This is a genomic window from Lysobacter sp. A286 (genome assembly GCF_054052105.1).
Map to the genome: position 1 here is coordinate 616,574 of NZ_JBSVRJ010000001.1, position 17,231 is coordinate 633,804.

The window sequence follows — 17,231 nt, forward strand, 5'->3', positions numbered from 1 at the left end:
GACGCTGTACCCAACCTGAGATGCGCCGCGGATCCCGCGGCGCATTTTTTTTGGGTGCCGTGATGGGCAGGGCTGCTATCTTGGGCGACCTGTCGCGAGACCATTGAATGATCCCGACCGCTGATCCAACCCGGGTCGCCCGGCCCCTGCGGGCACTTGCCGCACTGGGCGCCGTGCTCGCCGCCGCCTCGGTCGCACTGTTCGCCTACGCCGCCCATTCCGCCGAGCCTGAGGTCCAGGCGAGCCTGCACTCGGCGGCGCTGTTCGCGTTCGGCCACGGCATCGCGCTGGCCGCGCTGGCCCCGGTTGCAAGGCGCCGACTGGCGGCGATCGCGCTGGGGATGCTGTTGTTTGGCACGCTGCTGTTTTCCGGCAGCCTGGCCAGTGCGCACGGGTTCGGCACACCGACCTCGCTCGCACCGCTGGGTGGCGGCCTGATGATCCTCGCCTGGCTGCTGTGGGCGGCCGACAGCGTGAGGCGCTGAGATGCCACGGCATTCGCGCGGATTCGACACCGCGGCGGCGCATGCCCACCTGGCCGGGCGCGATCGCAAGCTGGGCAGCTGGATGCGCCGGATCGGCGTGATCGACCCCGATCCGCGCTGGCGCAAGTCGTTCGACCCTGTGGACGCGCTGGCCCGCGCGATCCTCTACCAGCAGCTCAGCGGCAAGGCCGCGGCGACGATCGTCGGACGGGTCGAGGCGGCGATCGAAAGCGACCGTTTCCACTGCGACACCCTCGGCCGTTGCGACGACCCGACCCTGCGCGCCTGCGGGGTGTCCGGCAACAAGCTGCTGGCGTTGCGCGACCTGGCCTTGCGCGAGGCGGCCGGCGAGATTCCGACCCTGCGGCGGATGGCGACGATGGACAATGACGCGATCATCGACGCGCTGGTGCCGGTGCGCGGTATCGGCCGCTGGACCGTCGAGATGATGTTGATGTTCCGTCTCGGTCGCCCCGATGTACTGCCGATCGACGACCTCGGCATCCGCAAGGGCGCTCAGATCGTCGACAAGCTCGAGGTGATGCCGAAGCCGAAGCAACTCGCGCAACTCGGTGAACGCTGGGGGCCATACCGCAGCTACGCCAGCTTCTACTTGTGGAAGATCGCCGACTTCGCGGTCGAGGCGAAGACGCCGACCAAGCGCTCGCAGGACTGAGCCGGACTCCGTCTGGTCATTCGGTTTTTTGGGGAGCCCAGCGCCAGTGCCACGGCTCGTAGACGATGCCGTGGGAATTGTCGCGGGGGTAGCTCATGGCGAAGCCGTGGCCGCCGGCGCTGGCGGTCAGCCAATCGAACGCGGGCGTCTGTTCGAAGGTCTCCTCGGCCGGCGGTTCGCCCGGGGTGCCGATGTCGAGGGCAAAGCCTGAGTGGTGCTCGCTGTAGCCGGGCGCGGCGTTGACACGGAGGATCTCCGGGACGGCCTGCCCACGCGCGAGTTTTCTTTCGAAGATGCCCAACTGGTAGTCATGGCTGCGATAGCCCGAGATCGCATCCAGCACCACGCCTGCCTGGCTGGCGGCCTCACGCAGGTGGATCCACGCGCGGGCGGCGCCGGCGCGCAGCCACAATGGGCGCCGGTAGCGGTCCAGGCCGGCCAGGGTGAGCCAGCCCGGCTCGGCCACCAGCGGCAGGCCGGTGCGCTCGCCATAGCCGTCATCCAGGCCGAGTGCGTCCAGCCGTTCACGCAGCCCGTCCAGGGGAAGTTCGTCCGGCTGGAGCCGGCTCGACCAGGCGTGGCCCGGATGGAGCACGCCGCGCTGCTTCGCCAGCACCTCCAGGGCCGCCGTGACGCCGGGCTCCCGGGTCAACCGGGGAATCAATGGTACAAGGCCTTCGGGCAGTTGCGCCGCGAGATAGCGGCCATCGCGCTTGCGTCGCAGTATGTGGTTCGCGCGCGACAGGATGCGGGCATCGTGGTTGCTGCGCGCACGCAACAGCCCGCTGGGCCACAGTTCGACCTTCGGGGTGTTGATCAGCAGCTTGGGTTGGCCACGCATGTCGGTCAGGTTAGATCGGTGTGGCCGATGGTGCCAATCCGGGTTCTTCCCGCGAGCCGGCCGCTCACTGCTTGATCCACGCCGCGATGTCGTTGATCAGTGTTGCATCCACGTGCCCGGGGGTCTGGTAGTCCTGGATTGAGCCGCGTCCTTCGCCGGCGATACCCAGATGGTTTACCAACGGGTAGTACTTGAAAGTCACGTTGTCGCGGTCGGCCAGGGCGTTGTTCCATAAATTCCAGTCGGTGTCGATTACCTGGAAATCCCGACCGCCCTGCAGCAGCAGTATTGGCAGGTTGCTGGCGAGTGCATCGGCGACTGGATCAATGCGGTCGAAGCCGCGCCAGTAGGCGACCGGCAAGCCCAGTGGGGTGTCGGTGGCCTGCATCGCCTGGTCACTGCGGATCCGGGTGATGCTGGCCTCAAGCTCGTCCAGGAAGTCCTGCTCGGCCGGGCCAATGGAACCATCGGCATTGAACAGGTAGTGGTTCTGTTCCGGCAGCAGGTCCAGCAGCGGGCGTGCCGGTGTGGCCAGCATGATCAGACCGGCAACGTGTCCGGAATGCGCGGCAATGCGTGGCGCCAACATCGCACCCTGGCTATGGCCGAGCACGTAGACGCGCGCCGGGTCGATGCCGTCGGTGGCGCGCAATGCGGCGACCGCAGCGACGGCGTCATCGGTGGTTTCCTCGTCCACGTCGTAGTCGCCATCGGCGAAATCCTGCGGTCGCGCCTTGCTGCGCTTGTCGTAGCGAAGCACCGCGATGCCTTGTGATGCCAAGCCGCGGGCGATATCCAGGAACGGCCGGTTGGGACCGACGGTCTCGTTTCGATCCTGCGGGCCGGAGCCATGTACCAGTACCACCCCAGTCACTCGCTGGTCCGTATTGGCAGCGCCCCGGGGCATGGCGAGCGTGCCCGGCAAGGCCTTGTCACTTTCACCGACGCTGAAATCGCGTTCGATGAACGTCGCATCCGCGGCCAGTGGTGGCACCGGGGTGGTTTTTGCGGCCGGCTGGACCAGGAATCCGGCAACCCTGCCTTCGGCGGTGATGACGACCTGCGCGATCACGCCGGCGTCCCCGTAGTCCAGCGGCATGACTACGATATGCATGCCGTCGTGCTGGGTGACGGTGGCTTCACCGCGGCCGCCAGCGGGGCCGAGTTGGACGGGCAATTGCTCCCACACCAGCTTGAGCTTCTCGACCGGCACCGATGTCGCCATCCGGTCGGTGAATGTGGCCTCGGCGGCGGCGTAGTCGCCGGCATCCAACTGGTCGAGAAACCGGGAGGCGATGGCCTGCGGGTCGAGCACGGCCGCGGCGGGCGTGGTGTCGGTCGCGGCGGTTGCGACACGGGCCGGCAGGCTGGCAAGCAGCAGCGAGAGCCCCAGCGCAATCATTGCCGCGCGCATGTCAGGCCGCCCGCTTGAGGATCAAGCGTACCTGGTCGAATGGGTTGACCTGGTTGGCCGCTACCAGTTCCCAGCCTTCCTGGCCGAGGCGGTTGAGCTCTTCTTGCAGGCGCTCGGTCATTGATGGCCCCAGCATGTTGGGGTTCATCTCCACCACTTCGTAGATCCACGGTGTGCTCATGGGTTGGTTTCCTTGCTGGAAGGTGCCGGGCAGTCGGCCGGCCTTGCGTAACGTGTCTGGTAAAACATACTCGATCTGCGCGTTGAGGCTACGCAACTCATCATCCGCGCTGCGCTGCGGCGTGGCCTCGTCAGGGCGTGATCCGGTACAGCGGTGCGGGAATGAATTCGCCGGTCGCATACAGGCTGCGGCCATCGGCGGCCCAGCCCAGTGCTTCGGCCTGCGGCAACCACGGCAACAGGCTGGTGCGGGGCTGATGGGCCACCGCATCGGCCCAGTCGCCACCCTCGGCACGCGGGTACAGCAGCAGGTAGCGGTAGGTCATCACCGCCAGGGTGGTGCGGTCGGGTGATACCGAGGCAGCGGTGACCTGGCTGCCCAATGGCGTCCGTCCTGCCGCTTCGGCCGGCGTCTGGCCGGTGCGCGTGGCAGAAGGCACCCCCGCCAGCGTGCCGACCCGGGTTGCGGTGAGCAGCTCCCGGTCCGGTGGTTTCAGCGGTAGCACGAACAACTCTGGTGGCTGGCGCTTCTTGGAAACCAGCAGGATTTCGCCGCGCTCGGGATCCACCGTGACCGCCTCGCAATCGGACGGGCCGTCGGGCCATCGGAAGGCGATTGACCAGGCGGGTTTCAGGCGCGCGTTGGTGAGCGTCGCCGGTTCCTCGATCACGTGCAGTTGCAGGCTGTGGCGCAAACCACCGTTGTCGCCGGTGTCGGCGATCAGCAGGTAACGCTTGCCACCGAACTCGAACGCCTCCATGTCCTCCCAATCGGTCTTGGTCACGCCTTCGATGGTGTAGGTCGCCAGCCGACGACCGCTGGTGCTCACGGCGAACAGTCGCGCCGGATTTCCACCATCGTCATGCATCCACAACACGTCCGGGTGCAGCGATGAGGCGGCCAGGCCGCTGATCTCATTGAGCTGCATGTCCAGCAGGACGCCGCTCATGCGCGCTTCGGTGGCATGGGTGGTGGCATCGTCGGAACGCGTGCAAGCCGGGACCAGTAGCGCCAGCAAGGCGGCCATGGTGATTCGCGACAGCAATGACGGCAGGCGAGGGCGCATGCCGGAAGGATCGCATGCGCCTGCCATCGCAGGAAATGCGGTACCGCGACCGATTGGCGGAAGTTAGACTGCCTCGACACATTGGACAAAACTGTCCCCATCGACCGGTATCACCCATCCATGCCTGAAACCCCGACTGAAACCCAGAGCAAGACCCCGCAGCCCGGTGTTGAAATCGGCTCCGTCAGCCTCGGTACCCCGTTGTCACCGCATGCGTTCCGCGTGTTGCTGCTTGGCTCTGGCGAGCTGGGCAAGGAGCTGGCGATCGAGTTGCAACGCTTTGGCGTGGAGGTGATTGCGGTCGATCGCTATGCCGACGCCCCGGCGATGCAGGTGGCCCACCGCAGCCACGTGATCGACATGCTGGACGGGGCCGCGATCCGCGCCGTGGTCGCCGCGGAGCAGCCACAGCTGATCGTCCCGGAAATCGAGGCCATCGCTACCCAGGCCCTGGTCGAGCTTGAGCTCGAACTCGGCGAGCCCGGCCGGCATCCCGGCGGCCGCCCGATGCGGGTGATCCCGACCGCCCGCGCGGCGCAGTTGACCATGGATCGCGAGGGCATCCGCCGGCTGGCGGCGGAAACCCTCGGGATCGCCACCTCGCCCTACCGCTTCGTCGATACCTTGGCCGACTATCGCGCCGCTGTCGCGCAGATCGGCCTGCCGTGCGTGGTCAAGCCGGTGATGTCCTCGTCAGGCAAGGGCCAATCGCTGGTGCGCGGCCAGGCCGATATCGATAACGCCTGGGAGTACGCCCAAACCGGAGGACGTACTGGCGCGGGGCGCGTGATCGTGGAGGGGTTTGTCGATTTCGAATACGAGATCACCCTGCTGACCGTGCGCCATGCCGGCGGCACCACGTTCTGCGCGCCCATCGGGCACACCCAGGCGGACGGCGATTACCGTGAGAGCTGGCAGCCACAGCCGATGTCGGCGCTGGCGCTGGAGCGTGCACAGGCGATGGCAAAGGCGGTCAGCGATGACCTCGGTGGCTGGGGCGTGTTTGGCATGGAGTTTTTCATCAAGGGTGATGAGGTCTGGTTCAGCGAGGTTTCCCCGCGGCCGCATGACACCGGGCTGGTGACCCAGATCGGACAGGACCTGAGCGAGTTCGCCCTGCATGCGCGTGCGATCCTGGGGCTGCCAATACCGGTGATCCGCAGTCATCCCGCTTCCGCCTCGTGTGCGGTCCTGGCGCACGGGCACGGTGTGCCGGTGTTTCACGGAGTCGATGCGGCCTTGGCCCAGCCCGACACCCAACTGCGCCTGTTCGGCAAGCCGCGAGTCGAAGGCCAGCGCCGGGTCGCGGTGACGCTGGCGCTGGGTGAGGATGTCGAGCAGGCCCGCGAGAAAGCACGCCATGCCGCCGCGCAGCTGCGGGTAGAGCTGCGCTGAGCGACCCCACCACCAACGCACCAGCTACAGGAGTCCCGATGGACGACCACAACGGATATGCCGTGTTCTTCTTTCCACAAGCGCTGGAGGCGCTGGGTGAAGCGATAAAACCCTACCTGGGCGAGGGCAAGGCCGGCGTCCACGTAGTCTGTCGCGAAGTCGATACCGGCGGTTCGATGATCAAGATGACTCTTGACGGGCGCACCAGCGCCGGGGAGTCGATCGAGCTGGAGTTGATGGTGCCTGGCAGCATGGTGCGAATGATCGCATCGGCCCGCAGCGAAGAGGCTTTCGGATTTGGTCCCAGGGTCGCGGTGCCGGTGGCAGTGCCGGCCACCGGGACCGGTCAAGTGGCGCCGGGCGCTGCGGCGACATCCACGATGGCCGGTGATCAGGAGACTACTGCCACGAGTCCGCCACCGCCGGGCCCGGCAACTGTGGAAGAAGAACCGAAGCCTCCGGCCTGAGCGAGGCGGCTTCGGCCCCTTGCGTCGACTTACCGGGGCACGACCACATCCAGCCATACCAGGTGATGGTCGCTTGCCGCGGCGATAGCGCTTTCCGGCTCGCCAGTGACGGGCCAGAAAACACCGCCATCGGATATCCGCAGATCCCTTGATGGCAGCACGTAATCCAGTCGAAGGGTGCCTCCCTTGGGTCCGAAGTCGCCGGTGTGGGTTGCGACATCGCCATTGCGCGGGAGGGCCCGTTCACCCGCCCGTTCGATTGCGCCATTGCTGCGGGGCACGAAGCTGGCGTTGACCCGGGGGTTGTCCAGCAATTGCGCGATGGCACCGGGTACGCCATCGCCATCGACAGGGTCGGCGTTGTAGTCGCCGACGATCACGAACCGCGCATCGCCGGGCAGTCCTCCGCAGCGGCCACGGTCGTCGCACAACCACGGCGTGTCGCCCGACGAGATGTACTCGGCCCACAGGCGGATTTCATCGGCATTGCGCAATCCGTTGCGGTTCTCGGGGCCATCGAATACCGGTGGCGTCGGGTGGGCAGCCAGCAGGTGGACGGTGCCCATCGGGGTGGTGATCGGTACGTCCCAATGCGACTTGGATGACAGGCGCAACTGTGACCAGACCTGCGGCGGATACCATGGCTCGCCAGTGCCTGGATTACGCGGCGCACGGGCGCCGGGCATGGCACTCCACTTCAGGTGCTGGAAGCTGCGCACCGCGGCCGGGTCAATCGGGTACCGCGAGAGCACCAGCATCCCGTACTGGCCGGGATGCAAACCGTAACCCCAGGCATCGTTGCCGCGGTCACGGCCGGTTCCGCCGACCTCGCCGTTGCCGTCCAGGTCCAGCCCACTGGGTACGCCGGTATTGACCGGGGCGAGATAGCGATAGGGGTAGTGCAGCGGCTCGCCGCCCCCGGGTTGGCTGAGCTCCAGATAATTTTGCTGGAACAGATCGGCCGCTCGTCCGGCCGGGTCGTAGTCGAACTCGTTGAGCAGCACAACATCGGGGCGCACGCGTTGCAGCACGGCGGCGATCTTGCTCGCGTGTTCGTCGTTGGCCGACAGCTGTTGCACCAGGCCACCAGCGGACTCGTCGTACAGCGAGGTGTTGTAGGTAGCCACGCGCAAGGTGCTGGCGTTCATTGATTCGGTCATGTTATCCGCCCAGGCATCCGGGTCGCCGTGGATTGCGACCCGGACACAGCCGGCCGTGGCAAGGGCCACCAGCACGATAGCGAGGATCAATGCGCCCTGAGGTCGACGGCGGCGCAACGGAAGTAATCGGTATCGCGGCAGCGTCATTCAGCAGCTCCATCATCATTCAAATCGTGCCAATTACGCCCGTCGAACTGCTCCAACGGACGGAACCGGCGCTTGTAGTCCATTTTCGGGTGGGCCGCGATCCAGTAGCCCAGGTACAGATATCGGTGTTTTTGGCTGTGCGCCCATTGCAGTTGCTTGAGTATCGCCAACGTTCCCAGTCCACGCTGGTGTTCCCGCGGATCGTAGAAGGTATACACCGCCGACAACGCGTCCTCGATGACATCGGTCACCGCGACGGCCAGCAGCCGGCCTGGGCCATGTGCTTCCGGCTCGCGCAACTCGATGAAGCGACCGGTGTTCCACAGCCCGCCGAGGAACTGGTCAAACTCGGTGGCGCCGTGCCCATCCATGCCTCCGTCCTTGTGGCGCGCGGCAAGGTAACGCTGGTATAGCGCCAGTTGCTCATCGGTGCGCTCGGCTGGCAGTACCCGCATTTCCACCCGCGCGTTGCGCGCCAGGCAACGGCGTTGACTGCGATCGGGGCGGAAGCGCTCCACCGGGATCCGCACCGCGACACAGGCTTGGCAACCCTGGCAATGCGGCCGGTAGACGATGCCGCCGGAACGACGAAATCCCCAGCCCAGCGCCATCGGATAGCGCTGGGCCAACTGCGGATCGCACGGGTCCAGCACCAGGTCACGGGCAATCCGCTGCGGCCAGTAGCCACAGGGGTGTTCGGCGGTGTGGAACAGCCGCAGGTCGTCGAGGTTCCGGCGTGGATCGTTGCCCATGGCACCAGCATAGCGCTGCCCCCGACCGTAGGGGCAGCTCTAGAACTGCATCAAACCGCGACTTTCGACGTGCTTGATGACGTCGTCCACTTGCCACTGACCATCGTCATGGCGCGAGACCTCCAGCGTCTTGTAGCTGGCCCAGCCCCGGTGGTGATAGGCGGTGATCTGGACCGTGCCGCGGTCCGGTGCCGCCGGCCGGAATACGGCCACATCAAGGATCGTTGCCAGCTGCCCGGAGGCGCGATGGCGGCTGCCCTGGTCCTCGTCGGCAATCTCGACACATGCCGTGGCCGGCACCAGGGTTGGCTTGGCAGCAGACAGGGAGGCAATGAGGGCGGGTGACGCATCGCCGCCGTCGACTCCCAGGCACGCGACCGGGGTGTCGACGCTGTCCAGCTCGCTGGCGAACACGACGCGGGCAACGGGAGCCAGGGTCGCGGCGATGGAGCCGTCGAACGGAGGGACGGCAAGCTGCGGCTCAACGGCGACGGACGGCGGCGCGGGAGGCTGGTTGATGGTGTGGATCACCCCGGCGACCATCACTGCCGCGATCAACCCGAGCAGGCCCAGCTTGATGCGCATCAGTCGCTTGCGGGCGGGCGTCTTGTGGGCAAGTTGGACGGCGGTGCGGAACGTCGGCATGGCATAGCCATGCTCGTCGTCGCTGCCGGGGCGGGTGGAGTCGATCAAGCCACCCTGTCGCAACAAGGTGCGCGCCTGGGCCTGCTGGTCGGAGCGTACGACCCACACCGCCGACTCCGGCGCGGATGGGTCGGAATAGCTGAAATGGCGGCGCCGACTGCCCTTGTAGGACCGCCCATTGGTGATACGGACCTCGATCCCCGCTTCGCGCAACAAGGTTGCGACACCTTCGGCGTTCTCCAACCTGGGGCTGCTGAAAACCTTGCGCATCGGCGAACCTTCAGCCCCTGGCCGGGACGTGGGCCGCGGCAGCCGCGTCGGGCACCACGCGGATCAGGCCTTCCTGCGCGGTACTGGCGACCAGCCGGCCGCCGCGATCGAAGATCTGGCCCCGGGCCAACCCGCGCGACCCCTGCGCGCTGGGACTGTCGATCGAGTACAGCAGCCATTCGTCGGCGCGGAACGGCCGGTGGAACCACAGCGCGTGATCCAGTGACGCCATCTGGACGTTGGGCTGGTAGTAACTGATGCCATGCGGAAAAGTCGCCGTGCCCAGCAGTTGGAAGTCGGAGGCATAGGCAAGCAGTGCGCGGTGCAGCTCCGGAGCGTCGCCGACCCGCTCGGTCAGCCGGAACCAGACTTGCTGATGCGGCGGTCGCTTGGGTGGATTGAGCTCGTCGCGCGGGTAGACGTGGCGGAACTCGAACGGCCCCTCCCTCGACAGCCAGCGCTGGATCTTGATCGGCAGGGTCGCCATGACCTTCTCCGGCACTGCAGGCGATGACTCGATGTCCTCGGGCATCGGCACCGATGGCATCGACAGCTGGTGCTCGGCGCCCGGTTCCACGTCCTGGAACGAGGCGGCCATGAAGAAGATCACCTGCCCGTGCTGGATCGCGGTGACCCGGCGGACCGAGAAACTGCCGCCATCGCGGGTGCGATCGATCTGGTAGACGATCGGTGCGTTGATATCGCCGGCGCGCAGGAAGTAGGCATGCAGCGAGTGCGCGGCGCGATCACTGACCAAGGTCTCGCGCGCCGCCGACAGCGCCTGCCCCAGTACCTGTCCACCAAACACAAATTTGGTCCCGATGTCGCGGCTCTGGCCACGGAACAGGTTGTCTTCCAGGCGTTCCAGCGAAAGCAGGTCGATCAGCTCGGAAACGGGAGGAGTCATGCAGGAGCGCCGGTACGGGTAGCCGCCAATTATAGCGGGAGCACGTTACCGGAACGGACGGCCCGGCCCGGCAGGCGCTCCAGCCTGGTGGCCTGCAGCAGCTGGTGCCACGGAAAGCGCGGTCCCGGGTCGCGTTTGCGCGGTACTTGCAAGCCGGGGTTGTCACTTGCCGCGACCGAGGCGGTGTCGAGGTCCTCATGGCCGGCGATCCATCGCAGCGCGGGGTGGGTAGCGCAAAGCCCGGTCAACAGTTGGATCAATCCGGCAAGCTGCGCGTCGGTGTACGCCTCGTCCATCGCCTGGTGGCGCGAGTCCAGCCAATCGGGGTAGCGGCCGGTGTTGACCAGCTCGATCCCGATCGAGCGCGGGTTGTAACCCTGGGTATGGTGGGCGACGCGCGTGGTGGCCACGTACTGCTGCACGCTGCCGTCGCGGTCGATATAGAAGTGGCCGCTGTTGCCAGTGCCGGACTGCGGATACAGCACCCGCTCGCCATAGTCACGGGCCATCGCCAGATCGGGCAGCTCGGTGCAGTGGATCACCACCAGGTCGACCTCGCCGCGCGAGCGTGCCTCCAGCAGGTCCTGGTATGGCAACGGCCGCACCACGATTGCCGGTGATATGGAGGATGGCGGAAACTCGGTCGACATGGCGCGGATGCTAGCATCGCGGACCCCAGCTCCTGCTGCATGCCACGTGATTTCTCCGTGGCGGCGGCACTCTCACTCCCGGACCCAACCCATGCGCGGACATTGCATCCTTTCCCACGGCTTCGAGAGCGGTCCGGAGGCGACCAAGGTCACCGCATTGGCGACGGTTGCCGAGCAGCTCGGCTGGTCGGTCGAGCGGCCGGACTATACCGACCTGGACGCCAGGCGCTCGGTCAGCGAGCTGGGTGATGTGCCGGGCAGGCTGCGGCGACTGATCGATCTGGCGCGCAACGCGGCAACGCGTGGCCCCGTGGTGCTGGCCGGGTCCAGCCTGGGCGCCTATGTCTCCGGACTGGCCTCGCTGCAGGTGCCGGTGGTTGGATTGTTCCTGATGGCGCCGCCGATCCGGATGGGCGAGGCCAACCCGATGGAGGCGGCCGATGTTCCCACCAGCATCATCCATGGCTGGGACGATGAGCTGATCCCCGCCACCGAGGTGGTCGATTGGGCCGCCGCCCGACGGGCAAGGCTGTTGCTGGTCGATGACAGCCATCGCCTGTCCGGTCATGTCGACGCCAGCGTCGCCGCCTTCCGTGCGCTGCTGGCCACGCTGGCACCATCGTCATTGGCATCAGCACCGCAGGCCATCCGATGAAGTTCTTCGCCAGTTGCGGCAAGGGCCTGGAGTACCTGCTGGCTGACGAGATGCTGGCGCTGGGCTGCAACCACGCCACTGCGACCATGGCGGGAGTGAACGTCCAGGGCACGGCGCTGGACGCCCAACGCGCGGTGATGTGGTCCCGCCTGGCCAGCCGCGTGCTGTGGCCCATCGCCGAGTTTGAATGCGGCGATGAGCAAGCCCTGTATGCAGGCGTAGCGGAAATCACATGGCCGGAGCACCTGCAGGACGGCGACACCATCGCGGTGGACGCGCATGTCTCGGGCACCGGTCTGACCCACGCGCGCTTCGCCGCGCAGCGGGTCAAGGACGCGGTGGTGGATGTGATGCGCGATGCCACCGGAGTGCGTCCGAGCGTCAATGTCGAGACCCCGGATCTGCGTCTGAACCTGGTGGTGCGCAAAGGCCGCGCGATTGTCTCGATCGACCTGGGCGGTGGTCCGTTGCACCGCCGTGGCTGGCGCCAGCACCAGGGCGAGGCGCCGCTGAAGGAGAACCTCGCGGCGGCAGTCTTGCTGCGCGGACATTGGCCCCAGGTGTATGCCGATGGTGGCGGCTTGCTCGACCCGATGTGCGGCAGTGGAACGCTGTTGATCGAGGGCGCGCTGATGGCGGCCGACGTGGCGCCGGGGCTGTTGCGCCATGGCGGTTTCGTGCCCACGCGCTGGAAGGAGTTCGATGCGGAGCAGTGGCGCGAGCTGACCGATGACGCGCGTCGACGCGAGGCCGCCGGCCGTGCCGCGTTGCGGCCGGTGTTCTTCGGTCGCGACAACGACCCGCAGGCGATCCGCGCCGCGCAGGACAACGAGGTGCTGGCAGGACTGGCCGGAGTGATCCGTTGGGAGGTCGCGGCCATTGAAGGGCTGCGCCTGGGTTCGATTCCTTTGGTCCGGCAGTCCCATGGCGATGCTGCTTCGGAGCAGTCCGAACCGCCAGTCGACGTGCCGGAGCCATCGCCGAACGAAGCCGGGCCCTGGTCGCGAGCGAAGCAGAAGCCGCGCCCGCCGGGCGGCCTGGTCGTGTGCAACCCGCCCTACGACCTGCGTCTGGCGGCCGATCCCGCGCTGTACCGCGCGCTGGGCGACGCGCTCAAGCGGGCGGTGCCGGAGTGGCGCGCCAGCGTGCTGTGCGGCGATGCCGAGCTTGCCCATGCCACCGGCCTGCGGGCGCTGAAGAAGTACCAGCTGTTCAATGGCGCGATTGAATGCACCTTGATTACCGTGGATCCGGTTGCCCCGCCGCAGCGCGAGCAAAAGCCCGGCCAGCCGGCGCCGGCGCTGAGTGATGGCGCCCAGATGGTGGCCAACCGCCTGCGCAAGAACCTGCGCAAGCTCAAGGCCTGGCGCCAGCGCGAAGGCGTGACCTGCTTCCGTGCCTACGACGCCGACCTGCCCGAGTATTCCGCCGCGATCGACGTGTACGAGACCGATGAAGCCACGCCGCGCACCTTCCTGCACGTGCAGGAATACGCCGCGCCGGACGACATCCCCGAGCCGGTGCAGCGGCGCCGCTTGAACGAGTTGCTGGCTGCGGCGCGTGAGGTGTTCGCGGTCTCACACGAACAGGTCGCGCTGAAGACCCGAAGTCGGGGCAAGGGCGGCTCCAAATACGGCCGGTTCGACCAACGGGGCGAGTTCATCAGCGTGCGGGAAGGTGATGCCCGGCTGCGGGTGAACCTGTTCGATTATCTCGACACTGGATTGTTCCTGGATCATCGGCCGCTGCGCCGCCGGATCGAGGAAGAGGCAGAAGACACGCGCTTCCTGAACCTGTTTGGCTATACCGGCGCGGCCACCATCCAGGCCGCCGTCGGGCGCGCCCGGCAGACGACCACCGTTGACCTGTCGCCGACCTATCTGCAGTGGTGCGCGGACAACCTTGCCGAGAACGGCTTTGGCGGGACCCGGCACCGGCTGGTGCAGGCCGACGCGGTGTCATGGCTGGAGACGGAGCAGGCCGAGTACGACCTGATCTTCTGCGACCCGCCGACGTTCTCGAACTCCAAGCGTGCCGATGATTTCGATATCCAGGCCGGTCATGTGCGCCTGCTGCGGGCGGCAGTGGAGCGGTTGTCGCGTGACGGTGTCTTGTATTTTTCCAACAATTTCCGTCGCTTCAGACTGGACGATGCGGCCGTGGCCGAGTTCGCGACGTGTGAGGAGATCAGCGCCGAAACAATTCCGCCCGACTTCGCCCGCCACGCACGCATCCATCGCTGCTGGAAGTTGTCGCGGGGATAAGTAGGAGGCCTGCGGCGCCGGCGGTGCATCAGGCGTACCCGCGCTATTTCTATGTGAACATCAGCAAGAGTTTCTGAGTCGGCAAGGGGATTGGAACGTGAAGTATTTGAACCTGTGGCGGGTCGCATCGCTCGTCACTGTCGTGGCCATTGGCTTGTCCGGCCCGGCTGCGGCACGTGACAAGGGTGAGACCATCGCGATTACCCACGCGACTGTCTTCGATGGCAGCGGTGCGGCTCCCTATCCGGCCACCGTTCTGATCCGCGACCAGCGGATCGTCGGCGTGGGTCCAGGCTTGAAGGTGCCCAAGGGGGCAGTGGTGGTCGATGCCGCCGGCAAGACATTGATGCCGGGCCTGTTCGACCTGCACACGCACTGGACACCCAATTCCAGTCCCTCGTCCAGTGCCGTGTTGTCCGGCGTGTATCTTGCGGCAGGCGTGACCACGGTCAACGACTTCCACCAGGCACCGGAGTCCTATGCACCCCGCCGGGATTGGCTGGCAACCATGGTTGCCCCGCACGTCAATTTTGCCGCGCGCATGAGCACGCCGCTGGGTCATGGCGCCGACTGGGCCGATCCCGCCACCACGCGCTGGGTCAATTCGCCCGAGGCGGCACGCAACGCGGTGCGTGCGCTGCTGCCGTATCGCCCGGACCTGATCAAAGTCTTCACGGACGGCTGGCGCTACGGCCACATGCCGGACAACACCAGCATGGATCCGTGGACCCTGGCCGCGCTGGTTGAGGAGGCGCATGCCAACGGGCTCAAGGTCGCTACCCATACCGTCACCGCCGCGCGCGCCGGATTTGCAGGCGATGCAAAGGTCGACCTGATCGCGCACAGCATCCAGGACCGCGTGTTGGATGCCGATACCATTGCCAGGCTCAAGGCTGGCGGCACCTATTACGCTCCGACCCTGACGGTGTACGAGCCGATCAGGATGGGGCAAAGCGCGCCCGTTGATCCTCAGGATCCGAAGCTGCTCAGTCGCCAGCGCAACTTCATCACCGCGATGGAAAACGTACGCCTGCTGCACGAGGCTGGTGTACCCATCGCACTGGGTACCGATGCGGGCATGCCTGGCACGCCCCACGGCGCGGCCACCCTGCGCGAACTCGAATTGCTGGTGCAGGCCGGCCTGACCCCGGGGGAGGCGTTGCTGGCCGGAACCGCCACCAGCGCTGCAGCCATGGGGCTGCAGAACGACCGCGGCCGGATCGCCAAGGGCCAGCGCGCCGATCTGTTGCTGGTCGATGGCAAACCGTGGCAGGACATCGCAGACATGAAGCGGCTCAGCCGTGTCTGGCTGAATGGCCAGTTGGTGCATGGTCCTGGCGTGAACCTGCCGGCGAGCAGCTCGCGCCGCTACCCGGAGCCGACAGCGATCGGGTCGCTGGTGGACGACTTCGAGCGCACCGACCAGCGCACGGCGCTGGACACGCTGCGCACCGATGACAACGACGGTGGCAACGACCGCACGTGGCAGCTGACGCGGGTGGTGCCACGCGCGGATGGCGGCCACGCGCTGCGGACGATGGCGCGCATGTCCAGCAAGGATCGCGCATATGCCTCCGTAGTGGTGCCGCTGAGCCGTGGGTCGGTGCGCCCGGTGGACCTGCGCGACTTCCGTGGGGTGCGTTTTGACATTCGCGGCGAAGACGGCAGCCACGCGCTGATGGTGAAAGGCCTGGAAGGCGGACGCTGGAAAGCCGATATTCCCGTGCAGCCCCAATGGCAGAAGGTCACAGTCGATTTCAGCCAGCTCCAATACGCGCCCTATCGCGTGGTTGAGGGCGAATCGAGGCCATGGGCGGGCGATGATGTCACCGACCTGCAGTTCATCGTCAACGGGGAAGGTGCCCGCATGCCGTGGTTCGAACTGGACAATGTGCAGTTCTATTGAGCACCCGCCGCTGGCGACTGGTCCGGGCCTGGGCGGGGTCGCGTCGACGGTGTTGTCGGTTGCCTGTCAGGGGTTGCCGACCACTTCCGTCCGGTCATTGCCAAGCCAGCGGTAGATCACGCCACCGAGCAGGCCGCCAAGCAATGGCGCCAGCCAGAACAGCCAGAGCTGGCTGATCGCACCAGAACCGGCGAACAGGGCCACGCCGGTCGAGCGTGCCGGGTTCACCGAGGTATTGGTGACTGGAATACTGATCAGGTGGATCAACGTCAGCGCCAGGCCAATCGCGATGCCAGCGAAGCCCACAGGCGCGCGGCCATGGGTCGCTCCCATGATCACGATCAGGAAAAATGCGGTGAGTACCACCTCGCACAGGAAGGCTGCGGCAACGGAGTAGCCACCGGGGGACAGCGCGCCGTAGCCATTGCTGGCGAATGTACCGGCCGCGCTCGGGTCGATGCTGAAGCCGCTGGCACCGCTGGCGATCTGCAGCAGTATCCAGCCGGCCGCGATTGCCCCCACCACCTGTGCCACGACGTAGGGCACCACGTCCTTGATCGGGAATCGGTCGCCGGCCCACAGACCCAGCGTGACGGCCGGGTTGAAATGGCCACCCGACACGTGGCCGAATGCATACACCCCGGTAAGCACGGTCAAGCCGAACGCCAGCGCCACCCCGAGATAGCCGATGCCGAACTGGTAGCCGTCGGCACCGACCACATGCGCCGCCAGTACCGCGCTGCCACACCCACCAAGAACCAGCCAGAACGTGCCGAGTAATTCGGCGGCGAGTCGTCGCGTCATCATGCTTCCCTCAGGTGTTTAACATGCCGGCCGCGATCTGAAGCCCGTGGTCGAACCGCTATTGCTCCGCGGCGATGGTGTCGATTGGCCTGGATGAGAAGTCCAGGCCACGCGCCAGCTGGAACATCTTGTCGAGCTGCTCGCCGGGCCCGGCCTGCAACCATATGTGGGCGGTGCGGCCGTCATTGAGTTCGACCAGGGTCTCGCGCGCCTCGACGTCGGGTTGGCCGACCAGTTCGGCGCGATACCAGCGAATCTCCTGGCCGTTGATGACATCCGCCTCCTCGCGGTTGCCACGCTGGGGATCGAACGCGGCTTCGTTGGAAATGTACATTCCGAACGCTTCGGAACCGTCGCTGCGCAACGCACGGCAGAAGTCCGACTCGCCCATGCCGCGATGCTCCCAGGTCAGGCCCGTATCACCGGGTAACTGCGGACATGACCCCGGATCCTGCGCTTGCGCCGTGCCGGCGGCAAAAAGTAGCAAAGACAAGCAAAACATGCTCTTGGCCATTTGGTATCCCCCCCTGATCTTGCGGCGATGTG

General features: G+C 66.4%; 17 protein-coding genes, 1 tRNA gene and 3 pseudogenes. 9 read left to right on the forward strand and 12 right to left on the reverse strand.

Annotated features, from left to right (window positions below; genetic code table 11):
• Positions 1-107: 107 nt before the first annotated feature.
• The gene (locus ACW7G0_RS02950) at positions 108-485 is read left to right on the forward strand and encodes a DUF423 domain-containing protein (RefSeq protein ID WP_456987530.1); all 378 of its coding nucleotides are present in this window, start codon (positions 108-110) and stop codon (positions 483-485) included.
• Position 486: 1 nt separating this feature from the next.
• Positions 487-1,161: a DNA-3-methyladenine glycosylase family protein gene (locus ACW7G0_RS02955; RefSeq protein WP_456987532.1), complete on the forward strand. Its 675-nt coding sequence runs from the start codon at positions 487-489 to the stop codon at positions 1,159-1,161.
• A gap of 16 nt (positions 1,162-1,177) precedes the next feature.
• On the opposite strand, the gene ACW7G0_RS02960 is transcribed toward ACW7G0_RS02955, so the two are convergent.
• From ACW7G0_RS02960 to ACW7G0_RS02980, 5 genes and pseudogenes are all read right to left on the reverse strand, one after another.
• The gene (locus tag ACW7G0_RS02960) at positions 1,178-2,002 is read right to left on the reverse strand and encodes a M15 family metallopeptidase (RefSeq protein WP_456987534.1); all 825 of its coding nucleotides are present in this window, start codon (positions 2,000-2,002) and stop codon (positions 1,178-1,180) included.
• 64 nt (positions 2,003-2,066) lie between these two features.
• Positions 2,067-3,416, reverse strand: coding sequence for an alpha/beta fold hydrolase (locus ACW7G0_RS02965; RefSeq protein ID WP_456987535.1), 1,350 nt, complete (start codon positions 3,414-3,416; stop codon positions 2,067-2,069).
• 1 nt (position 3,417) lies between these two features.
• Positions 3,418-3,597, reverse strand: coding sequence for a DUF4177 domain-containing protein (locus ACW7G0_RS02970; RefSeq protein WP_456963067.1), 180 nt, complete (start codon positions 3,595-3,597; stop codon positions 3,418-3,420).
• Positions 3,598-3,624: 27 nt separating this feature from the next.
• Positions 3,625-3,723: pseudogene (locus ACW7G0_RS02975) on the reverse strand (Arc family DNA binding domain-containing protein); the annotation flags it as partial.
• Positions 3,724-3,727: 4 nt separating this feature from the next.
• Positions 3,728-4,663, reverse strand: coding sequence for a hypothetical protein (locus tag ACW7G0_RS02980; protein ID WP_456987536.1), 936 nt, complete (start codon positions 4,661-4,663; stop codon positions 3,728-3,730).
• Between the two features lie 120 nt (positions 4,664-4,783).
• Between ACW7G0_RS02980 and purT the strand changes: the two genes are divergently transcribed.
• Together purT and ACW7G0_RS02990 are read left to right on the forward strand one after the other, a co-directional pair.
• Entirely contained in the window at positions 4,784-6,058 is a 1,275-nt protein-coding gene (gene purT / locus ACW7G0_RS02985) for a formate-dependent phosphoribosylglycinamide formyltransferase (RefSeq protein WP_456987538.1), read from the forward strand.
• Positions 6,059-6,096: 38 nt separating this feature from the next.
• Positions 6,097-6,525: a hypothetical protein gene (locus tag ACW7G0_RS02990; protein ID WP_456987540.1), complete on the forward strand. Its 429-nt coding sequence runs from the start codon at positions 6,097-6,099 to the stop codon at positions 6,523-6,525.
• Positions 6,526-6,554: 29 nt separating this feature from the next.
• Here the strand turns inward: ACW7G0_RS02990 and ACW7G0_RS02995 are convergent, their stop codons facing one another.
• The 5 genes from ACW7G0_RS02995 to ACW7G0_RS03015 are packed head-to-tail and all read right to left on the reverse strand — an operon-like array spanning position 6,555 to position 11,056.
• A complete protein-coding gene (locus tag ACW7G0_RS02995) occupies positions 6,555-7,832 on the reverse strand; it encodes an endonuclease/exonuclease/phosphatase family protein (RefSeq protein WP_456987541.1) in 1,278 nt (425 codons plus the stop codon).
• On the reverse strand, positions 7,829-8,584 hold the full coding sequence (locus ACW7G0_RS03000) for an arginyltransferase (RefSeq protein WP_456987542.1): 756 nt from the start codon (positions 8,582-8,584) through the stop codon (positions 7,829-7,831). The genes ACW7G0_RS02995 and ACW7G0_RS03000 overlap by 4 nt, the downstream gene beginning before the upstream one ends.
• Positions 8,585-8,623: 39 nt before the next feature.
• Positions 8,624-9,499 (reverse strand): hypothetical protein, encoded by an 876-nt coding sequence (locus tag ACW7G0_RS03005; RefSeq protein ID WP_456987544.1) that lies wholly within the window; start codon positions 9,497-9,499, stop codon positions 8,624-8,626.
• A 10-nt stretch (positions 9,500-9,509) separates the two neighbouring features.
• Complete coding sequence (gene tesB / locus ACW7G0_RS03010) at positions 9,510-10,406, reverse strand: acyl-CoA thioesterase II (protein ID WP_456962075.1); 897 nt, start codon at positions 10,404-10,406, stop codon at positions 9,510-9,512.
• A 29-nt stretch (positions 10,407-10,435) separates the two neighbouring features.
• Positions 10,436-11,056: an N-acetylmuramoyl-L-alanine amidase gene (locus ACW7G0_RS03015; RefSeq protein ID WP_456987545.1), complete on the reverse strand. Its 621-nt coding sequence runs from the start codon at positions 11,054-11,056 to the stop codon at positions 10,436-10,438.
• Between the two features lie 91 nt (positions 11,057-11,147).
• On the opposite strand from ACW7G0_RS03015, the gene ACW7G0_RS03020 reads away from it, so the two are divergent.
• The 5 genes and pseudogenes from ACW7G0_RS03020 to ACW7G0_RS03040 all read left to right on the forward strand — a co-directional run bounded on the left by ACW7G0_RS03020 (position 11,148) and on the right by ACW7G0_RS03040 (position 15,881).
• Complete coding sequence (locus ACW7G0_RS03020) at positions 11,148-11,711, forward strand: hypothetical protein (RefSeq protein ID WP_456987546.1); 564 nt, start codon at positions 11,148-11,150, stop codon at positions 11,709-11,711.
• A pseudogene (locus ACW7G0_RS03025) lies at positions 11,708-12,604 on the forward strand (THUMP domain-containing protein); the annotation flags it as partial. The gene ACW7G0_RS03020 and the pseudogene ACW7G0_RS03025, both read left to right, overlap by 4 nt.
• Positions 12,560-12,630 (forward strand) — tRNA-Ser (locus ACW7G0_RS03030). The pseudogene ACW7G0_RS03025 and the gene ACW7G0_RS03030, both read left to right, overlap by 45 nt.
• Positions 12,631-12,745: 115 nt before the next feature.
• Positions 12,746-13,975: pseudogene (rlmKL, locus tag ACW7G0_RS03035) on the forward strand (bifunctional 23S rRNA (guanine(2069)-N(7))-methyltransferase RlmK/23S rRNA (guanine(2445)-N(2))-methyltransferase RlmL); the annotation flags it as partial.
• Positions 13,976-14,072: 97 nt separating this feature from the next.
• Positions 14,073-15,881 carry an amidohydrolase family protein gene (locus ACW7G0_RS03040; RefSeq protein WP_456987547.1) on the forward strand — a complete coding sequence of 603 codons (1,809 nt, stop codon included), beginning with the start codon at positions 14,073-14,075 and terminating at the stop codon, positions 15,879-15,881.
• 66 nt (positions 15,882-15,947) lie between these two features.
• Here the strand turns inward: ACW7G0_RS03040 and aqpZ are convergent, their stop codons facing one another.
• Both aqpZ and ACW7G0_RS03050 read right to left on the reverse strand, forming a co-directional pair.
• The gene (aqpZ, locus tag ACW7G0_RS03045) at positions 15,948-16,685 is read right to left on the reverse strand and encodes an aquaporin Z (RefSeq protein ID WP_456962070.1); all 738 of its coding nucleotides are present in this window, start codon (positions 16,683-16,685) and stop codon (positions 15,948-15,950) included.
• A 58-nt stretch (positions 16,686-16,743) separates the two neighbouring features.
• Positions 16,744-17,178, reverse strand: a complete 435-nt coding sequence (locus tag ACW7G0_RS03050; protein ID WP_456987549.1) for a hypothetical protein — start codon at positions 17,176-17,178, stop codon at positions 16,744-16,746.
• Positions 17,179-17,231: the final 53 nt, after the last annotated feature.

Excerpts from the sequence above, each read along its gene's own strand:
- ACW7G0_RS02950 (WP_456987530.1), top strand. The coding sequence starts at position 108 with ATGATCCCGACCGCTGATCCAACCCGGGTCGCCCGGCCCCTGCGGGCA.
- ACW7G0_RS02955 (WP_456987532.1), top strand. The coding sequence starts at position 487 with ATGCCACGGCATTCGCGCGGATTCGACACCGCGGCGGCGCATGCCCAC.
- ACW7G0_RS02960 (WP_456987534.1), bottom strand. The coding sequence starts at position 2,002 with ATGCGTGGCCAACCCAAGCTGCTGATCAACACCCCGAAGGTCGAACTG.
- ACW7G0_RS02965 (WP_456987535.1), bottom strand. The coding sequence starts at position 3,416 with ATGCGCGCGGCAATGATTGCGCTGGGGCTCTCGCTGCTGCTTGCCAGC.
- ACW7G0_RS02970 (WP_456963067.1), bottom strand. The coding sequence starts at position 3,597 with ATGAGCACACCGTGGATCTACGAAGTGGTGGAGATGAACCCCAACATG.
- ACW7G0_RS02980 (WP_456987536.1), bottom strand. The coding sequence starts at position 4,663 with ATGCGCCCTCGCCTGCCGTCATTGCTGTCGCGAATCACCATGGCCGCC.
- purT (WP_456987538.1), top strand. The coding sequence starts at position 4,784 with ATGCCTGAAACCCCGACTGAAACCCAGAGCAAGACCCCGCAGCCCGGT.
- ACW7G0_RS02990 (WP_456987540.1), top strand. The coding sequence starts at position 6,097 with ATGGACGACCACAACGGATATGCCGTGTTCTTCTTTCCACAAGCGCTG.
- ACW7G0_RS02995 (WP_456987541.1), bottom strand. The coding sequence starts at position 7,832 with ATGACGCTGCCGCGATACCGATTACTTCCGTTGCGCCGCCGTCGACCT.
- ACW7G0_RS03000 (WP_456987542.1), bottom strand. The coding sequence starts at position 8,584 with ATGGGCAACGATCCACGCCGGAACCTCGACGACCTGCGGCTGTTCCAC.
- ACW7G0_RS03005 (WP_456987544.1), bottom strand. The coding sequence starts at position 9,499 with ATGCGCAAGGTTTTCAGCAGCCCCAGGTTGGAGAACGCCGAAGGTGTC.
- tesB (WP_456962075.1), bottom strand. The coding sequence starts at position 10,406 with ATGACTCCTCCCGTTTCCGAGCTGATCGACCTGCTTTCGCTGGAACGC.
- ACW7G0_RS03015 (WP_456987545.1), bottom strand. The coding sequence starts at position 11,056 with ATGTCGACCGAGTTTCCGCCATCCTCCATATCACCGGCAATCGTGGTG.
- ACW7G0_RS03020 (WP_456987546.1), top strand. The coding sequence starts at position 11,148 with ATGCGCGGACATTGCATCCTTTCCCACGGCTTCGAGAGCGGTCCGGAG.
- aqpZ (WP_456962070.1), bottom strand. The coding sequence starts at position 16,685 with ATGACGCGACGACTCGCCGCCGAATTACTCGGCACGTTCTGGCTGGTT.